This is a genomic window from Streptomyces boninensis (genome assembly GCF_048572725.1).
In the GTDB taxonomy this organism is placed as follows: Bacteria; Actinomycetota; Actinomycetes; order Streptomycetales; family Streptomycetaceae; genus Streptomyces; species Streptomyces boninensis.
The window spans coordinates 9,361,654-9,375,547 of the sequence record NZ_CP183837.1; the positions used below are offsets into that span (position 1 = coordinate 9,361,654).

The 13,894-nt window shown below is 72.0% G+C and carries 14 protein-coding genes; 1 reads left to right on the top strand and 13 read right to left on the bottom strand.

Going from position 1 to position 13,894, the window contains the following annotated elements; all coding sequences use genetic code 11:
* Positions 1-2 precede the first annotated feature (2 nt).
* Genes ACNNMR_RS42170 through ACNNMR_RS42205 form a run of 8 tightly spaced genes read right to left on the bottom strand, consistent with a single transcriptional unit; the run spans position 3 to position 7,900 of the window.
* Positions 3-737: a ferredoxin reductase gene (locus ACNNMR_RS42170; RefSeq protein ID WP_420000048.1), complete on the bottom strand. Its 735-nt coding sequence runs from the start codon at positions 735-737 to the stop codon at positions 3-5.
* Positions 730-1,341 (bottom strand): sulfite oxidase-like oxidoreductase, encoded by a 612-nt coding sequence (locus ACNNMR_RS42175; protein ID WP_420000049.1) that lies wholly within the window; start codon positions 1,339-1,341, stop codon positions 730-732. Before ACNNMR_RS42175 ends, ACNNMR_RS42170 begins: the two co-directional genes overlap by 8 nt.
* Entirely contained in the window at positions 1,338-2,633 is a 1,296-nt protein-coding gene (locus ACNNMR_RS42180) for an amidohydrolase (protein ID WP_420000050.1), read from the bottom strand. Before ACNNMR_RS42180 ends, ACNNMR_RS42175 begins: the two co-directional genes overlap by 4 nt.
* Complete coding sequence (locus ACNNMR_RS42185; RefSeq protein WP_420000051.1) at positions 2,630-3,400, bottom strand: nucleoside phosphorylase; 771 nt, start codon at positions 3,398-3,400, stop codon at positions 2,630-2,632. The genes ACNNMR_RS42180 and ACNNMR_RS42185 overlap by 4 nt, the downstream gene beginning before the upstream one ends.
* A complete protein-coding gene (locus ACNNMR_RS42190; RefSeq protein ID WP_420000052.1) occupies positions 3,397-4,257 on the bottom strand; it encodes an ABC transporter permease in 861 nt (286 codons plus the stop codon). Before ACNNMR_RS42190 ends, ACNNMR_RS42185 begins: the two co-directional genes overlap by 4 nt.
* Positions 4,257-5,327, bottom strand: coding sequence for an ABC transporter permease (locus tag ACNNMR_RS42195; protein ID WP_420000053.1), 1,071 nt, complete (start codon positions 5,325-5,327; stop codon positions 4,257-4,259). Before ACNNMR_RS42195 ends, ACNNMR_RS42190 begins: the two co-directional genes overlap by 1 nt.
* 1 nt (position 5,328) lies before the next feature.
* Positions 5,329-6,870, bottom strand: coding sequence for an ABC transporter ATP-binding protein (locus tag ACNNMR_RS42200; RefSeq protein WP_420000054.1), 1,542 nt, complete (start codon positions 6,868-6,870; stop codon positions 5,329-5,331).
* Entirely contained in the window at positions 6,851-7,900 is a 1,050-nt protein-coding gene (locus tag ACNNMR_RS42205; RefSeq protein WP_420000055.1) for a BMP family ABC transporter substrate-binding protein, read from the bottom strand. The genes ACNNMR_RS42200 and ACNNMR_RS42205 overlap by 20 nt, the downstream gene beginning before the upstream one ends.
* 257 nt (positions 7,901-8,157) lie before the next feature.
* On the opposite strand from ACNNMR_RS42205, the gene mtnA reads away from it, so the two are divergent.
* Positions 8,158-9,189 (top strand): S-methyl-5-thioribose-1-phosphate isomerase, encoded by a 1,032-nt coding sequence (gene mtnA / locus ACNNMR_RS42210; protein ID WP_420000056.1) that lies wholly within the window; start codon positions 8,158-8,160, stop codon positions 9,187-9,189.
* Here mtnA and mtnB read toward each other — a convergent pair whose 3' ends face one another.
* From mtnB to ACNNMR_RS42235, 5 genes are all read right to left on the bottom strand, one after another.
* Positions 9,190-9,804, bottom strand: a complete 615-nt coding sequence (gene mtnB / locus ACNNMR_RS42215; protein ID WP_420000057.1) for a methylthioribulose 1-phosphate dehydratase — start codon at positions 9,802-9,804, stop codon at positions 9,190-9,192. It abuts the gene before it with no gap.
* Positions 9,801-10,526, bottom strand: a complete 726-nt coding sequence (gene mtnC, locus ACNNMR_RS42220) for an acireductone synthase (protein WP_420000058.1) — start codon at positions 10,524-10,526, stop codon at positions 9,801-9,803. Before mtnC ends, mtnB begins: the two co-directional genes overlap by 4 nt.
* Complete coding sequence (locus ACNNMR_RS42225) at positions 10,523-11,107, bottom strand: 1,2-dihydroxy-3-keto-5-methylthiopentene dioxygenase (RefSeq protein WP_420000059.1); 585 nt, start codon at positions 11,105-11,107, stop codon at positions 10,523-10,525. Before ACNNMR_RS42225 ends, mtnC begins: the two co-directional genes overlap by 4 nt.
* Before the next feature lie 92 nt (positions 11,108-11,199).
* Positions 11,200-12,903 carry an enoyl-CoA hydratase-related protein gene (locus ACNNMR_RS42230; RefSeq protein WP_420000060.1) on the bottom strand — a complete coding sequence of 568 codons (1,704 nt, stop codon included), beginning with the start codon at positions 12,901-12,903 and terminating at the stop codon, positions 11,200-11,202.
* Between the two features lie 49 nt (positions 12,904-12,952).
* Positions 12,953-13,789 (bottom strand): MHYT domain-containing protein, encoded by an 837-nt coding sequence (locus ACNNMR_RS42235; RefSeq protein ID WP_420000061.1) that lies wholly within the window; start codon positions 13,787-13,789, stop codon positions 12,953-12,955.
* Positions 13,790-13,894: the final 105 nt, after the last annotated feature.

Sequence of the window (13,894 nt, forward strand, 5' to 3'; positions counted from 1 at the left end):
CCTCAGCCGAAGCGCTCGATACGGATCCGCTCCACCGGCTGGCCGAGGTCCACCAGCAGCCGGGAGGCGTGCTCCGCGAAGGAGTTGGAGCCGCAGATGTACGCGTCCCACGGGGGAGCGGCAGCGGTGAGGGCGGGCGCCAGATGGTCCGCCGACAAGCGTCGGCGCTCGCCCTCGCGGGTGAGTACGACCGTCGTCTCGTCGCCGTACTCCGTCGCGTAGATCAAATCCTCACGCGTGCGTGCCGAGACGAAGAGACGCAAAGGCACGTCGAGTTGGCGGCGGCGATGGTGGCGGAGCATCGAGATCAGGGGGACGACACCTGAGCCCGCGCCGACCAGCAGCGCGGGGCGGTCGCCGGGCCAGGCGAAGAAGCCGCTGAGCGGGCCGCGCACCTCCATCTCGTCGCCGACGCGCGCGAGGGTGTGCAGATAGCCCGAGACCTCGCCGCCCTCGACGTGATCGAGGGTGAGGTCGATGTGACCGGAGTCGTCGGGCGGTGACGCGAGCGAGTAGTGCCGCTGTGCCGTATAGCCGTCCGCGGCGGTCAGCCGCAGCATCAGGTGCTGCCCGGGGAGGTGGCCCTGCCAGCCGGGCACCGCGAAGCGGAACGTCGCGGCGTCCGGGGTCTCCCGGCGGATCCCGGTGAGCACGGCGCGCTGCCAGGTGGCGGCGGCGCGGTTGCTGGCGGCGATGCGGCCGGGGACGGCGAAGCGGGTGCGGAGCGCGTCAGTCACCGGCGTACCGCTGTTCTTCCCAGGGGTTGCCGCGCCCGTGGTAGCCGTTCTGCTCCCAGAAGCCGGGCTCGTCGTGGTCGAGTAGGCGCAGGCCCGCGAGCCACTTGGCGCTCTTCCAGAAGTAGAGGTGCGGTACGAGGAGCCGGGCGGGGCCGCCGTGTTCGGGAGGCAGGGGGGCGTCCTCGTACGTGAAAGCCACCCAGGCGCGGCCGTCGGTGACGTCGGAGAGGGGGAGGTTGGTGGTGTAGCCCGTGTGGGAGTACGCGACCACATGCGTGGCGGAGGGGTCCGGGCGGACGGCGTCCAGGAAGGCGTCGAGCGGCACGCCGCCGAAGCGGACGCCGAACTTGGACCAGCTCGTCACGCAGTGGATGTCGCCCTCGTACTGGCTGGTGGGCAGCTGCTGTGCCTCGTCCCAGGTCCAGGTGCGGGGCTCGGCGACGAGGCCGTCGATGCGGAATGTCCAGTCGGCGGGGGAGAGGTCCGGGGTGACCTCCGCCGACAGGACCGGCCAGTCGGCGCCCGCGTCGTACTGGCCCGGCGGCAGCCCGGGATTGTCGACGCGGGGGCGGCCGACGAAGCCGCGGGTGACGTGGCGGCTCATGCGGCGGCCTCCAGCGCGGCGAGGACGGAGTCTTCGTCGAGCGTCGTGAGCGCGCGGTCGCGCATCAGGATCCGGCCGTCGACGACGGTGTGCCGGACGTCGGCGGCCTGGGCGGCGTACGCGAGCATCGACCAGGGGTCGTGGCGCGGCGTGAAGTGCGGGCGGTCCAGGTCGATGACGATCAGGTCGGCGCGCTTGCCCGCCTCCAGGGAGCCGAGCTCGGCGCCGAGCCCCAGCGCGCGGGCGCCTTCCGCAGTGGCCATCCGTACCGCCTGCTCCGCGCTGACGGCCGTCGGGTCGCCCGCCGCCTTGTGCACCAGCGCGGCCTGCCGCACCGCCCCCAGCAGGTCGAGGGTGTTCGAGCTGACGGCGCCGTCCGTGCCGAGGCCGACCGTGACGCCTGCGGCCAGCAGGTCCGGTACGGGAGCGATGCCGCAGCCCAGCTTCAGGTTGGACACCGGGCAGTGGGCGACGGAGGTGCCGGTGCGGGCGAGGGCCGCGATCTCCGCGGCGGTCAGGTCGACGGCGTGGGCCAGGACGACGTCGGGGCCCAGCAGGCCCAGGGAGTCGAGGAGTTCGACGGGGCGCTTGCCGTGGCCGGCCTCCACGGTGGCGACCTCGGCGGCGTTCTCCGCGGCGTGGATGTGGAGGAGCGCGCCGTACTCCCGGCCCAGGGCGAAGATCTCGGTGAGCTGCTCGGGCGAGAGCGTGTAGGTGGAGTGCGCGAAGAGGACCGGGCGCGTGCCCGGGGCGCGCGCTGCCAGGTCGCGCCGGGCCCACGCGAGGCGGGTGTCGTAGGTGCGGCCGTCCGGGGGGTCGGGTACGTCCATGAAGGTGGGTCCGGTCAGCAGCCGCCAGCCCGCCTCCCGTGCCGCGTCTTCGGCGGCCTCGTGGAACCAGTACATGTCGAGCGCCGACGTCACCCCCGCCCGTACGCTCTCCGCGATGGCGACCCGTACAGCCGCCGCCACATTGCCAGGGTTGAGGAGCCGGGCCTCGGCGGGGATCACCCGGCCGAGGAAGTCCTGGAGCGTCACGTCGTCCGCGCCGCCGCGGAACAGCGTCATGGCGAGGTGGGTGTGGGTGTTGATGAGGCCCGGCATGATGAGGCCGCCGGCGGCGTCGAGTTCGTCGGCGGGGGAGTAGCGGGCGCGCAGCGCGTCGGTGGCGCCGACCGCCGCGATGGCGCCGTCGCGGATCGCGAGCGCGCCGTCCGGGATGACCGTCGAGGCGTCGTCGACGGTGAGGAGCGTGCCTCCGTGGACGAGCAGATCCACCGGCTCGCCGGTCATCGGGCCCTGTCTTCGGACAGTGTGCGCAGGGCATCCAGGGCTACGACGCTGCCGCGGGCCACGCCCGCGGCGACGACCTCGCGGTGCGGGTTGTAGCCGCCGGTGGCGTCCTCGTCCACCAGCTCGTCCGCGTTCGCGCCGTCCACGACGAGGACGCCGCCCGCGATCAGGCCGCGCAGGGACGCCGTCACGTACAGCGCCGAAAGCTCCATCTCGATCGCCGCGAGACCGGCCTTGTTGTACGTATCAAGAGGAATCAGTCCCGGCTGGAAGGCGGCCCGCGTCCACACCAGGCCGCGGTGGTGCGGCGCGCCCGCGTCGCGCGCCGCGCCGGTGAGGGCGAGTACGGCCTCCGGCGCGGACACCGCCGGGTATTCGGCGGGGACCAGCTGCTGCGTCACGCCGTCGTCCCGTACGCAGGCCTCCGCGATGACCAGGTCGCCGTCGCCGATGCCCGAGCGCATCGCGCCCGCCGTGCCGAAGCGGATGAGGGTGTGCACACCCGCGTCCGCGAGCTCCTGGAACAGCAGGATCGCGCCGGGCGCGCCCACCCCGTGCGAGGCGACGACGACCGGCAGGCCGCGCCAATTGCCGCTGAAGACCTGGTACTCGCGGTGGTACGACACCTCCTTCGCGTCGTCCAGCAGCTCGGCGACCGCCGCCGCGCGGGCCGGGTCGCCCACGACGACCGCACGCGGCGGCAGGCCGGTGCGCGGTATCCGGGTGATGGGCAGCAGGTCGGCTGCGTCGGCTGCGGTGGCACTCATGCGACGGCTCCAGTCTTGCGGCGGCGGCGCTGCGCCGTGGTGAGGAAGAGGGCGATCAGGGTGACGACGTACGGCGCGGCGTCCGTCGCCTGCTGCGGAAGGCCGAGGCCCTGGAGGCGGAATCCGGCGGCCTCCGCGAGGCCGAAGAGGAGGGCGGCGAGGAGCACGCCGAGCGGCAGGGCGCGGCCCAGCATGACGGCGACGACGGCGATCCAGCCGCGGCCGGCCGTCATGTTCTCCGAGAAGAGGGTGACGTTCCCGAGGGCGAGCTGCGCCCCGGCGAGGCCGCACAGCACCCCGGAGGCGAGCACGGCCCCGTACTTGTACTTCACCGGACTCACCCCCAGCGTCGCGGCCGCGTCCGGCGTCTCCCCGACGCCGCGCAGCCGCAGCCCCCACGCGTGCCGGGACAGCAGCACCGCGGCGACCGCGACCGCCGCCCACGACAGCCACGTCAGCGGCGAGAAGCCGGCGATCTCCCCGAGCCCCGCGAGGTCCGGGTCGTCGAAGGTGCCCTGCACGCCGAAGACCGTACGGAGAAGGAAACTGGTCAGGCCGACCGCGAGGAGGTTCATGGCGACGCCGAGGACGACCGCGTCGCCCTTCAGCGTCACCGCGCCGACGGCGAGGATCAGCGAATACGCGGCCGCCGCTGCCGCCGCGGCCAGCACGCCGAGCCACGGGCTGCCGGTGAACCAGCTCGTGGCCACCGCGGTGAAGCAGCCCATCAGCATCATGCCTTCGAGGCCGATGTTGAAGACGCCCGCCCGCTCGCACAGAGCGCCGCCGAGCGCGGCGAGCAGGATCGGGGTGAGGGCGCGCAGCGCCGACAGGGCAAGATCGGAGTCGAAGAACATCACTCGCCGTCCTTCACGGTTTCGTCCTGCTTCTTGCGCCGCGGCCCCCGCCATGCGATCCGCAGCCGCGCCGCGAGGAACACGATCACAATCGCCTGCAGCACCTGCGTCAGCTCGCGCGGCACCTCGGTCGTACGCTCCATGGACAGCCCGCCCACCTGCAGCATCGCGAAGAAGAACGCCGCCAGTACGGTGCCCACGGGCGCGGCCGCCGCGAGCAGCGCCGCCGTCAGCCCGGTCCAGGTGTAGTTCGGCGCGGTGAGCGCGCCGTCCAGGAAGCGGAACGGGAAGCTGAGCACGCCGATCGCGCCGACGAGTCCGGCGAGGGCGCCCGACACCGCCATCAGGCGCAGCGTCTGGCGGCCGCGCTCGACGCCGGCGTACGCGGTGAAGCGCGGGTTGAGGCCCGTCATGCGCATCTCGTAGCCGGCGGTGGTGCGCGAGTCGACGACGAAGTACGCGACGGCGGCGAGCGCCACGAGGACGAGACCGATGGTGACGGTCGAGCTGCCGAAGGCGGGAAGCTCCACACCGTCCGGCAGCCGCTCGGTCTGCGGCAGGCTGGAACCCGGCTCTTTGAGCGGATAGCGCACCAGATACGAGGCGAGCGATGACGCCGGATACGACAGCAGCAGGCTGCTCACCAGCAGCGGCACGCCGAACTTGATGTCGCACAGCGCGGCCAGCGCGGCGTACAACGCGCCCGCCGCCATCCCCGCGAGGACGGCCAGGATGGTCGTGAGCGGCGCCGGCAGCGGCGAGTACAGCCCGACCGCGGCGGCCGCGATGCCGCCGAGCACCAACTGGCCGTCCCCGCCCAGGTTGATCAGCCCGGCGCGTAGCGGGATCGCCAGCGCCAGCGACATGCCGAGCACGCTGGTACCGGTGGTGAGGGTGGAGCCGATGCCCGCAGGACCGAGCGAGCCGGTCAGGACCTCCCGGTAGGCGGTCAGCGGATCCGCGCCGGTGGCGACCAGGAACACCGCCCCGATCACGAGCGCCGCGACGATGGAGAAGAAGACGGGCGAGCGCAGCACGCGCGCGGGGGCAGGCACAGTGGCTGTCGCCATGTCAGGCCCCCTTCGCCACGGGCTCATCGGCCGCCGAAAGCCCACCGGCCATCGCGAGCCCCAGCGCCCGCTCATCCGCCTCCGCCTTCGGATACGCGGCCACGATCCGCCCCTCGTACATCACCAGCACCCGGTCGGCGAGCCCGCGCACCTCGCTCAGCTCCGCGGACACCAGCAGCACCGCATGCCCCGCGTCGCGGTGGGCGATCAGCTGCTCGTGAATGGTCTGTACGGCACCGATGTCGACGCCGCGAGTCGGCTGCTCGACGATCAGCAGCGGCGCGTCATGCGCGATCTCCCGCCCGATGAGCAGCTTCTGCAGATTGCCGCCGGACAGCGCGCTCGCGGCCACCTGCGGCGACGACGCCTTGATACCGAAGCGCTCGATCAGAGCGCGGGCGTGCTCGCGCACCGTCTTGGGCGGCAGCATGCCCCGGTGGGAGAGGGCGGTCCTGTGATGGCCCATCGCCAGGTTGTCGGCCACGGAGGCGGCGGGCGCGGTGCCCACGGCGTGCCGGTCCTCGGGTACGTACGCGAGGCCCTCGACGCGCCGCCGGGCCGCCGAGGCATGGGTGATGTCGCGGCCGGAGAGGGTGACCCGCCCGGCGGTGACAGGGCGCAGCCCGGCGAGGGCCTCGACCAGCTCGCTCTGCCCATTGCCCGCCACCCCCGCGATGCCGACGATCTCGCCCGCCCGCACCGCGAGTTCGGCGTCGTGCACGCCGGCCGCAGACAGCCCGGAGACCTGCAGAATGTCGTCGCCCGGCGCCCCGGGCTCGTATATCCGGTCCAGGTCGACGGCCCGCCCCGTCATCGCCGCCGCTATCTCCTCCGCCGTCGTGTCGGCGGTACGCAGCCGGGCGGCGACCCGGCCGTCGCGCATCACCGTCACGTTGTCGCTGCCTTCCAGGACCTCGCGCAGCTTGTGCGTGACCAGCACGACGGTACGGCCCTCGGCGGCAAGGGAGCGGAGCACCGTGAACAGAGCGTCGGCCTCCGACGGCGTCAGCACGGCGGTCGGCTCGTCCAGGATGAGCGTACGGGCGCCGCGATGCAGCAGCTTGAGGATCTCCACCCGCTGCCGCACGCCCACCGGCAGGTCGCCCACGCGCGCGTCCGGATCGACCGTGAGACCGTGCGCCTCGACCAGCTCGGCCACCCGGCGGCGCGCCGCCGCCCGGTCGACAAAGCCGAAGCGGCGGGGCTCGGCGCCGTACACGACATTCTCGGTGACCGTCAGCGAGTCGAAGAGCTTGAAGCTCTGGTGCGCCATGCCAAGCCCGGCGGCCATCGCATCGCCCGGCGACGCGAAGGACGCCTCACGCCCGTCGACCTTGATGGACCCGGAGTCCGGGGGCAGCATCCCGTACAGGATGGACATCAGCGTGGACTTGCCCGCACCGTTCTCGCCCATCAGGGCATGGATCTCGCCCCGCCGCACCGACAGGTCGACGCGGTCATTGGCGAGGACGCCGGGGTATTCCTTGCTGATGCCGACGAGTTCAAAGGCGGGCGCGGCCTCGTCAGGCGGCGGCGGGGTCATCGACCTTCAGCTTCCCGGACACGATGTCGTCGTGGAGCGCGGTGATCTTCTTGAGTACGTCCTTGTGCTTCGCGATCACGCACTTCGAGGACGCGAGGCCGTCCTCGAGGCCGGTCAGCGTGATGCCGCCCTCCTTGAGGCCGTACGACACCGTCTTGCCCGCGTCGCCGGCGAGGATGTGCTTGATGCCGTCGCGGACGGCGACGTCGGTCCGCTTCACCACGTTGTCGACCACGGTGCCGGGCGCCGACGGGCACTGGTTCACGTCCACGCCGTAGGCGAAGACGCCCTTGGCCTTGGCCGCCTCGAAGACGCCGTAGTTGCCGGCCGCGGCGGCCGCCATGATGTGGTCGGTGCCCTTGGATATGAGCGAACCGGCCTGCTCCTTGGCGCGCGCCGAGTCGTCGAAGGGCGACTGGCCGCCGACGAAGCGGGTGCTGGCGCGCGCCTTCTTGTCCACGTGCTTCGCCCCGGCCGCGAACGGGTCGCTGTAGCGCCGGAACTGCGGCGTGTCCAGCACGTCCACCGCGCCGACCTTGCCGCTCTTGCTCAGCAGCCCCGCCTCGGCGCCCGCGAGGAAGACGCCCTCGTGCTCGCGGAAGACGGCGCAGGCGACGTTCTTGTACGGCTTCTTCGTGCACGCGTCGACCATCAGGAACTGCTGCTTCGGGTGCGCCTCCGCCTGCTGCGCCACCGCGTCCGCGAACTCGAACCCGACCAGGACGACGGTATCGGGCGCCGTGTCCACCGCCGCCTTGAGGTTCTGCTGCTGCGAGGCCGTGTCCGAGCTCTGGTACACCTTCGACGAGCCGCCGTTCGCCTTCGCCGCCGCCTTCACCCCGGTCACGGCGAGCTTCAGAAACTCGTTCTGGCCGACCGGATCCGGCGTCACGAGCGTGAAGGCCTTGGACCCCTTGCCCCCCGCCCCGTCCGAATCGTCCTTCTTTGCGGCGGCGTTGCAGCCCGTCATCACGAGGGCCGCACCGGCGGCCAGAGCGGCGAACTGCAAGGGGCGGATTCTACGAGGCATGGCGGGGACCTTCCGGACCTGATGGCGTCGAGCGGAGGGAAGAGGGGAACAGGGCGGGCGCGCGGGGGAGCGGATCAGCCGCGACAGGCGTCGCTTGCGCACCGGCCGTAGTCGAGGAAACGGCGCATTGTCAGCAGCACGGTCCCTCCTCGGTTCTGTCGTCACGGCGCGGCGGAGCAGGAGAGTAGCACTGCTCCCCGCACTGCTGCGCGAGCGTCTCGAACTGTGGTTCCTCCAGGTCATGTACGGTTTCGCGCATGTCCCAGGAACTACGCGCGGTGGAGTGGACCGGCGACGCCCTCGCCCTCATCGACCAGACCGCGCTGCCGCACCGCACGGAGATCCGCCGAATCCGCGACGTGGACGCCCTGGTGGACGCCATCCAGCGGCTCGTGGTGCGCGGCGCGCCCGCGATCGGCGCCGCCGGGGCGTACGGGGTCGCCCTCGCGCTGCTGCAGGGCGAGCGCGAGAGCTGGGATGCCGCGCGGCTGCGGGCCGAGGTCGCGCGGGTCCGGGCGGCGCGGCCGACCGCCGTGAACCTGATGGTGTGCGTGGACCGGGTCGCCGCCCGTATCGACGACGGCCTCGACGCCGTCCTCGCCGAGGCGGCCGCCGTGCAGCGCGAGGACGTGGAGGCCAATCACGCCATGGGCGCCCATGGCGCGGACTGGCTGGTCAAGAAGGTGGGCGCGGACCGGCCGCTGCGCCTCCTCACGCACTGCAACACGGGCGCGCTCGCCACCGCCGGCTGGGGCACCGCGCTCGGCGTCATCCGCGAGCTGCACGCCCGCGGTCTGGTGGAGATCGTGTACGCCGATGAGACCCGGCCGCTCCTCCAGGGCGCGCGGCTGACCGCCTGGGAGCTGGTCCAGGAGGGCATCCCGCACTACGTGCAGGCCGACGGCGCCGCCGCGGGCACGATTCTGCGCGGTGAGGTGGACGCGGCGATCGTCGGGGCGGACCGCATCGCGGCCAATGGCGATACGGCCAACAAGGTCGGCACCGTGGGGGTCGCTCTCGCCTGCGCGGATGCAGGGATCCCGTTCCTGGTCGCGGCGCCGACCACGACGGTGGACCTGGAGACGCCGGACGGCGGCGCCATCCACATCGAACTGCGCGGCGAGGACGAGGTGCTGGAGTGGGGCGGGGTCCGTACCGCACCCGCGGACTCGCGCGGCCACAACCCGGCGTTCGACGTGACGCCGGGGCGCCTGGTGACCGGGCTGGTCACCGAGCGCGGGGTGCTGGAGGTGTCGGCGGGCGATTTGCCGGGGGAGCGGCTCGTCTGACTACCGGTCGGTGAGGGCGAGTTCGAGCAGCCACTCCACGATCTCCGTGTGGTGCCGCGCCTGCTGCGGCGAGTCCCCCCACGCGTACAGCCCGTGCCCGGCGACCACGACCGCCGGCATCCGCTCGCTGCGCGCCGCCTCCAGGCGGTCGCCCAGCACCGTCATGTCCTGGCTGTTGGCGATGACCGGCAGCGTCACCTCGGTGTCGTGTGCGGGCTGCCCGACACCCTTCAGCATCTCCAGGTCCCGGAAGACAATGCCGCCGGGCTCGCGCCTGCCCATCGCCACGGAGGCCACCGTGTGCACATGAACGACGGCGTTGGCGCCGGTCAGCGCCGCGACCCGGGCATGCAGCGCGGCCTCCGCGGACGGCTTGCCGCCCTCCACCGCCGCGCCGAGCTCATCGACCAGCACCACGTCCGTGGGCGTCAGTTCACCCTTGTCGCGACCGCTGGCGGTGACCGCGAGACGCAGCGGGTCGCGGGACAGGACGGCCGACAGATTGCCTGATGTGCCGCGCATCCAGCCGAACGACGCGAACCGCGCCGACTCGGCGGCGAGTATCGCCCCGGCCTCATGCAGCTGAGAGGTAGTGGAGGCGGAGGTCGTGCTCACTGCGGGCTCCTCGTGCTCAGGGTGATCTCGTCGAAGGTGCCCACCTCGGGGTGGTCGCCGACGCCTTGCTCGTAATACGGCTCTCCGGGCCGCCGGACACCGGCGGTGCGCCAGCCCGCGGCGCGCGCCGCATCGAGCTCGCCCGGCCGGTCGGAGAGAAAGAGGGTGCGGTCCGCGGGGACGTCGCCGAGGGCGGCGGTGATGCGGCGGTACGACTCGGGCTCCTGCTTGGGCCCGGCGTTCTCCGTGTCGTACAGGCCGCTGACGAGCGGCAGCAGGTCGCCGTCGGGGCTGTTGACGAACCATGAGCGCTGCGCGGCGACCGACCCGGACGAGTACACGTACAGCTGGACACCCGCCGCGTGCCAGGCGCGCAGCACCGGCAGCACGTCGTCGTAGAAATGCGAGACGAGGTCACCGCGCGCGAAGCCCTCGGCCCAGATGATCCCCTGGAGCGTCTTCAGCGGCGTGGCTTTCCGGTCCTCGTCGAGCCAGCCGCCCAGCGCCTTCTCGATACGGGCCGCGTCCGCATCCGGCTCGCCGAGCAGCTCCCGGACCTGCGCGACCGCGCGCGCGACCTCGGGTTCACCACCGCGCTCTGCGAGCAGCGCCGCAAAACGGGCCCGCGAATACGGATAAAGCACATCCACCACGAACCCGGTGGCGCTCGTGGTGCCCTCGATGTCGAGCACCACGGCATCCACGTCGAACCGAACGCTCACGCCAGGTGCCCGGCCGCGATCGTGTCGTAGTCCGGGAAGCGGTCGGAGATCCGGTCGCCGGTGAAGTTGCCGATCCAGCCGTCCTCCTCGTGGAAGAAGCGGATCGCCGTGAACGACGGGCTGGTGCCCATGTCGAACCAGTGCGTGGTCCCGCGCGGCACCCCGAGGAGGTCGCCCTTCTCGCACAGCACGGCGTGCACCTCGCCGCCCACGTGCAGATAGAAGATGCCGGAGCCCGAGACGAAGAAGCGGACCTCGTCATCGTCGTCGTGCGTGTGCTCCTGCAGAAACTTCTCCCGCGCGGCCTTCGCCTTCGCGGGAAACTCCGGGTCGTCGCTCGGATGCAGCCCGAGGACGTCGACGGTGGTGAAGCCCTCCTCCGCATTGAGCTTGTCTATCTCGGTCCCGTACGCGGCGAACACGGTGTCGCTGTCGGCGTCGGCAGGCACATCCTCACGCACCGGCCACTGCTCATACCGCACCCCGAGCGGCGCCAGCGCCTCCTTGATCTCGGCGGGCGCGGAGGTACGCCGCGTCACGGTGCCGGGCCCGGACTCGGGCCAGGTCGTCAGAAGAGTCATGCGAACTCCAAGGAGAGGGAGGAATCGATCGTATCCCCAGGTGGGCGCCGTACGGCAGCCGCCGGCCCCGCCGTCTCACTCTCCGAGAACGGCTACAGCTTGCGCATGAATGCGTACCGCAGACGGTGATACTCGGATTCCTGGTCGTAGAAGATGCGGCGCATCTTCGCCAGCTCGGCTTCGCGGTAGGAGGACAGGGGGCGGGCCTCCTCGTGCTTGGCTCGCTGGTGGGCCTTTCCGCGGAGCCAGGCGGTGAGTTCGGGGGAGGCGGCCATGCGGGCCGCGACCGTCTCGACCTCCGCCGGGAAGGCGTCAGGGGTGGCCGGGATCACGTAGTCGACCAGGCCTATTTCGCGGGCTCGCAGGGCGCTTACGGGGCGGGCGTCGTTGAGCAGCTCGCGCGCCTGGTCGACGCCTGCGCGCAGCGGGAGCGTGTACGTCCAGTACTCCGAGCCGGTCAGGCCCATCTTGCGATAGTGCGGGTTGAGGACGACGCCCTCGCGCGCCCAGACCTCGTCCGCCGCGAGCGCCAGCATGACGCCGCCGGCCGCGGCATTGCCGCCGAGGGCGGCGATCGTGACCTTGTCCGTCGTCGTGAGGACGGCGTGGACGAGGTCGTTCATGGCGTTGATGTTCCGCCATGATTCGTCGGCCGGGGACGGGGCCGCCTCGATCACACCGAGGTGGATGCCGTTGGAGAAGAAGTCCCGGGTGCCGCCCAGCACGAGCACGCTGGTCGGGCGGGAGCGGGCCTGCTCGTACGCCTGGAGCAGGCGCGCGCAGTGGGCCGTGCTCATCCCGCCGGACGGGAACGAGAAGCTCAGGTAGCCGACCGAGTCGCGCTCCCGGTAGCGGATGTCCGCCCAGGTGCCGGGCCCGGCGCCGAGCGGCGCGGGGATCTCCGGCAGCCGTTTGGCCGCCTTCGCGCCGAGCGCGATCGTGGCCGGCATCTTGTACGTGGCCGGGCCGCCCGGCTTCCGCCGCGGCCGCAGCTGCGTCAGCCACACCGCCCCGTCCGCCGTCGCCCGGCAGACGGCGCCCGCCCGCCGGGCCAGCAGCTCGCCTGGCCGGCCGCGGAGCGCTTCCTCTTCGTGACCCCCGTAGAGGAAGAACTCCCGGCCGTCCAGCGTGTCCAGCACGCCGGGGAACGAGTCGGCCGCGCGCAGCTTGCGCAGCACGGTCGCGGTGGTGTCGTGGGTCCAGTCGATGCGGCGGGCGTGCTGCCGGAGGTACGGCTTGAGGGTGCCGGTCACCGCGGCGGTGCCCGCGCGGGCGGCGAGGGCGCGGTCCAGCGGCTCGGGCACGTAGGTGCGCAACGCGAAGCGGTCGACGGCCAGATGCACCGCCGCCAGCGCCGCGTCGGCGATCTCGCCGCGGTAGAGGTCGCTCTTGCCCACCGGCGGCAGCGGGCACTCCACCGTCGCCCAGATGTCGCCCGCGTCCATCTCCTCCACCGCCTGCAGCACGGTGACGCCCCAGCGCTCGGCGCCCTCGGTGATGGCCCAGTCCAGCGACGAGGGACCGCGGTCGCCGACCGGCCCCGGATGCACGATCAGGCACACCGCCGCCTTCCAGATGTCCGCCGGCAGCGCGGTCTTGAGCATCGGCGCGATGATCAGCTGCGGCCGGTGCTGGGCGACGGCCACGCGCAGGCCGAAGTCGTCCTCGACGACATGCGACGCGACCCTGTGTCCGCGGTCGGTGAGCTCGGCGTCCATCCGCTGGGTGAGGCTGTTGTAGGCGCTGGAGATGAGCATGATGCGCAGACCGGCGGCGGTGGCGGCGGGGCTGGACATGGTGGCGGCGGGACCTTCCGTGGGGGAGACGCTGCTGGGGAGAGCGTGCTCAGCGTGGCGTGGGGGTGCTGCGGTGAGGTTGTGAAGCAGTGGTCTCGACGTGTTGCTCGGGCTGGCTGCGCTTCTTGTGCTTGCTGCGCTCGGAGCGCCACTGCTCCCGGTCCATCGGATCCATGGAGACCATCAGCCCGACGAAGAACAGCAGCAGCACCGGCCCCACCAGCATCGGCGCGAGCACGGCGACCGGCTGCCGGCCGGCGTCGCCGACGCCCGGGGCGGCGGTGATCTGCAGGGCGGCCATGCCGGTGTAGTGCATGCCCGAGACGGCGGCGCCCATGATGAGGGAGCAGCCGATGGCGGCGCCGAAGTTCGTCACGGTGACGGCCAGCCAGAGCGCGACGGTGGCGGCGACGACGGCGATCACGACGGACGCGACCAGGATCGTGGTGTCGTACGAGATATGTCCGGCGAAGCGCATCCCCGCCATGCCGAGATAGTGCATGGCGGCGACGCCGAGGCCGGTGATGGCGCCGCCGCAAAGCAGCGGTACGGGACCCCGGCCGCCGTAACCGACGACGAACGCGCCGATGCCGACTACCACGATGGCCACCGCGAGGCTGGCGAAGGTGACCGGGACGTCGTAGTCAATGTCCATGGATTCGATGCTGAATCCGGTCATAGCGATGAAATGCATCGTCCAAATGCCGGTGCCGAGTGCGACGGCACCGAGAACCAGCCAGCGGGCGCGCGCGGTGGTGGTGTGCGTCATGGCGCGCAGCGTGCAGCGCAGGCCGAGCGCGGCGCCGAGACAGGCGGCCGCGTAGGCCACGATCGGGGTTATCGGGCCATACGTGAAATCGTTCACAGGAATCGCGGAAAGGTGCATGCCGGCTCCTTCGGGGGTAGGGGAAACCGGCGGCAGAAGCTAGCAGCACGTTAGTCGCTGGTGTGAGTCAGCGGGATGCTCAAGAAGTTTTGCAGGGTGCTGACC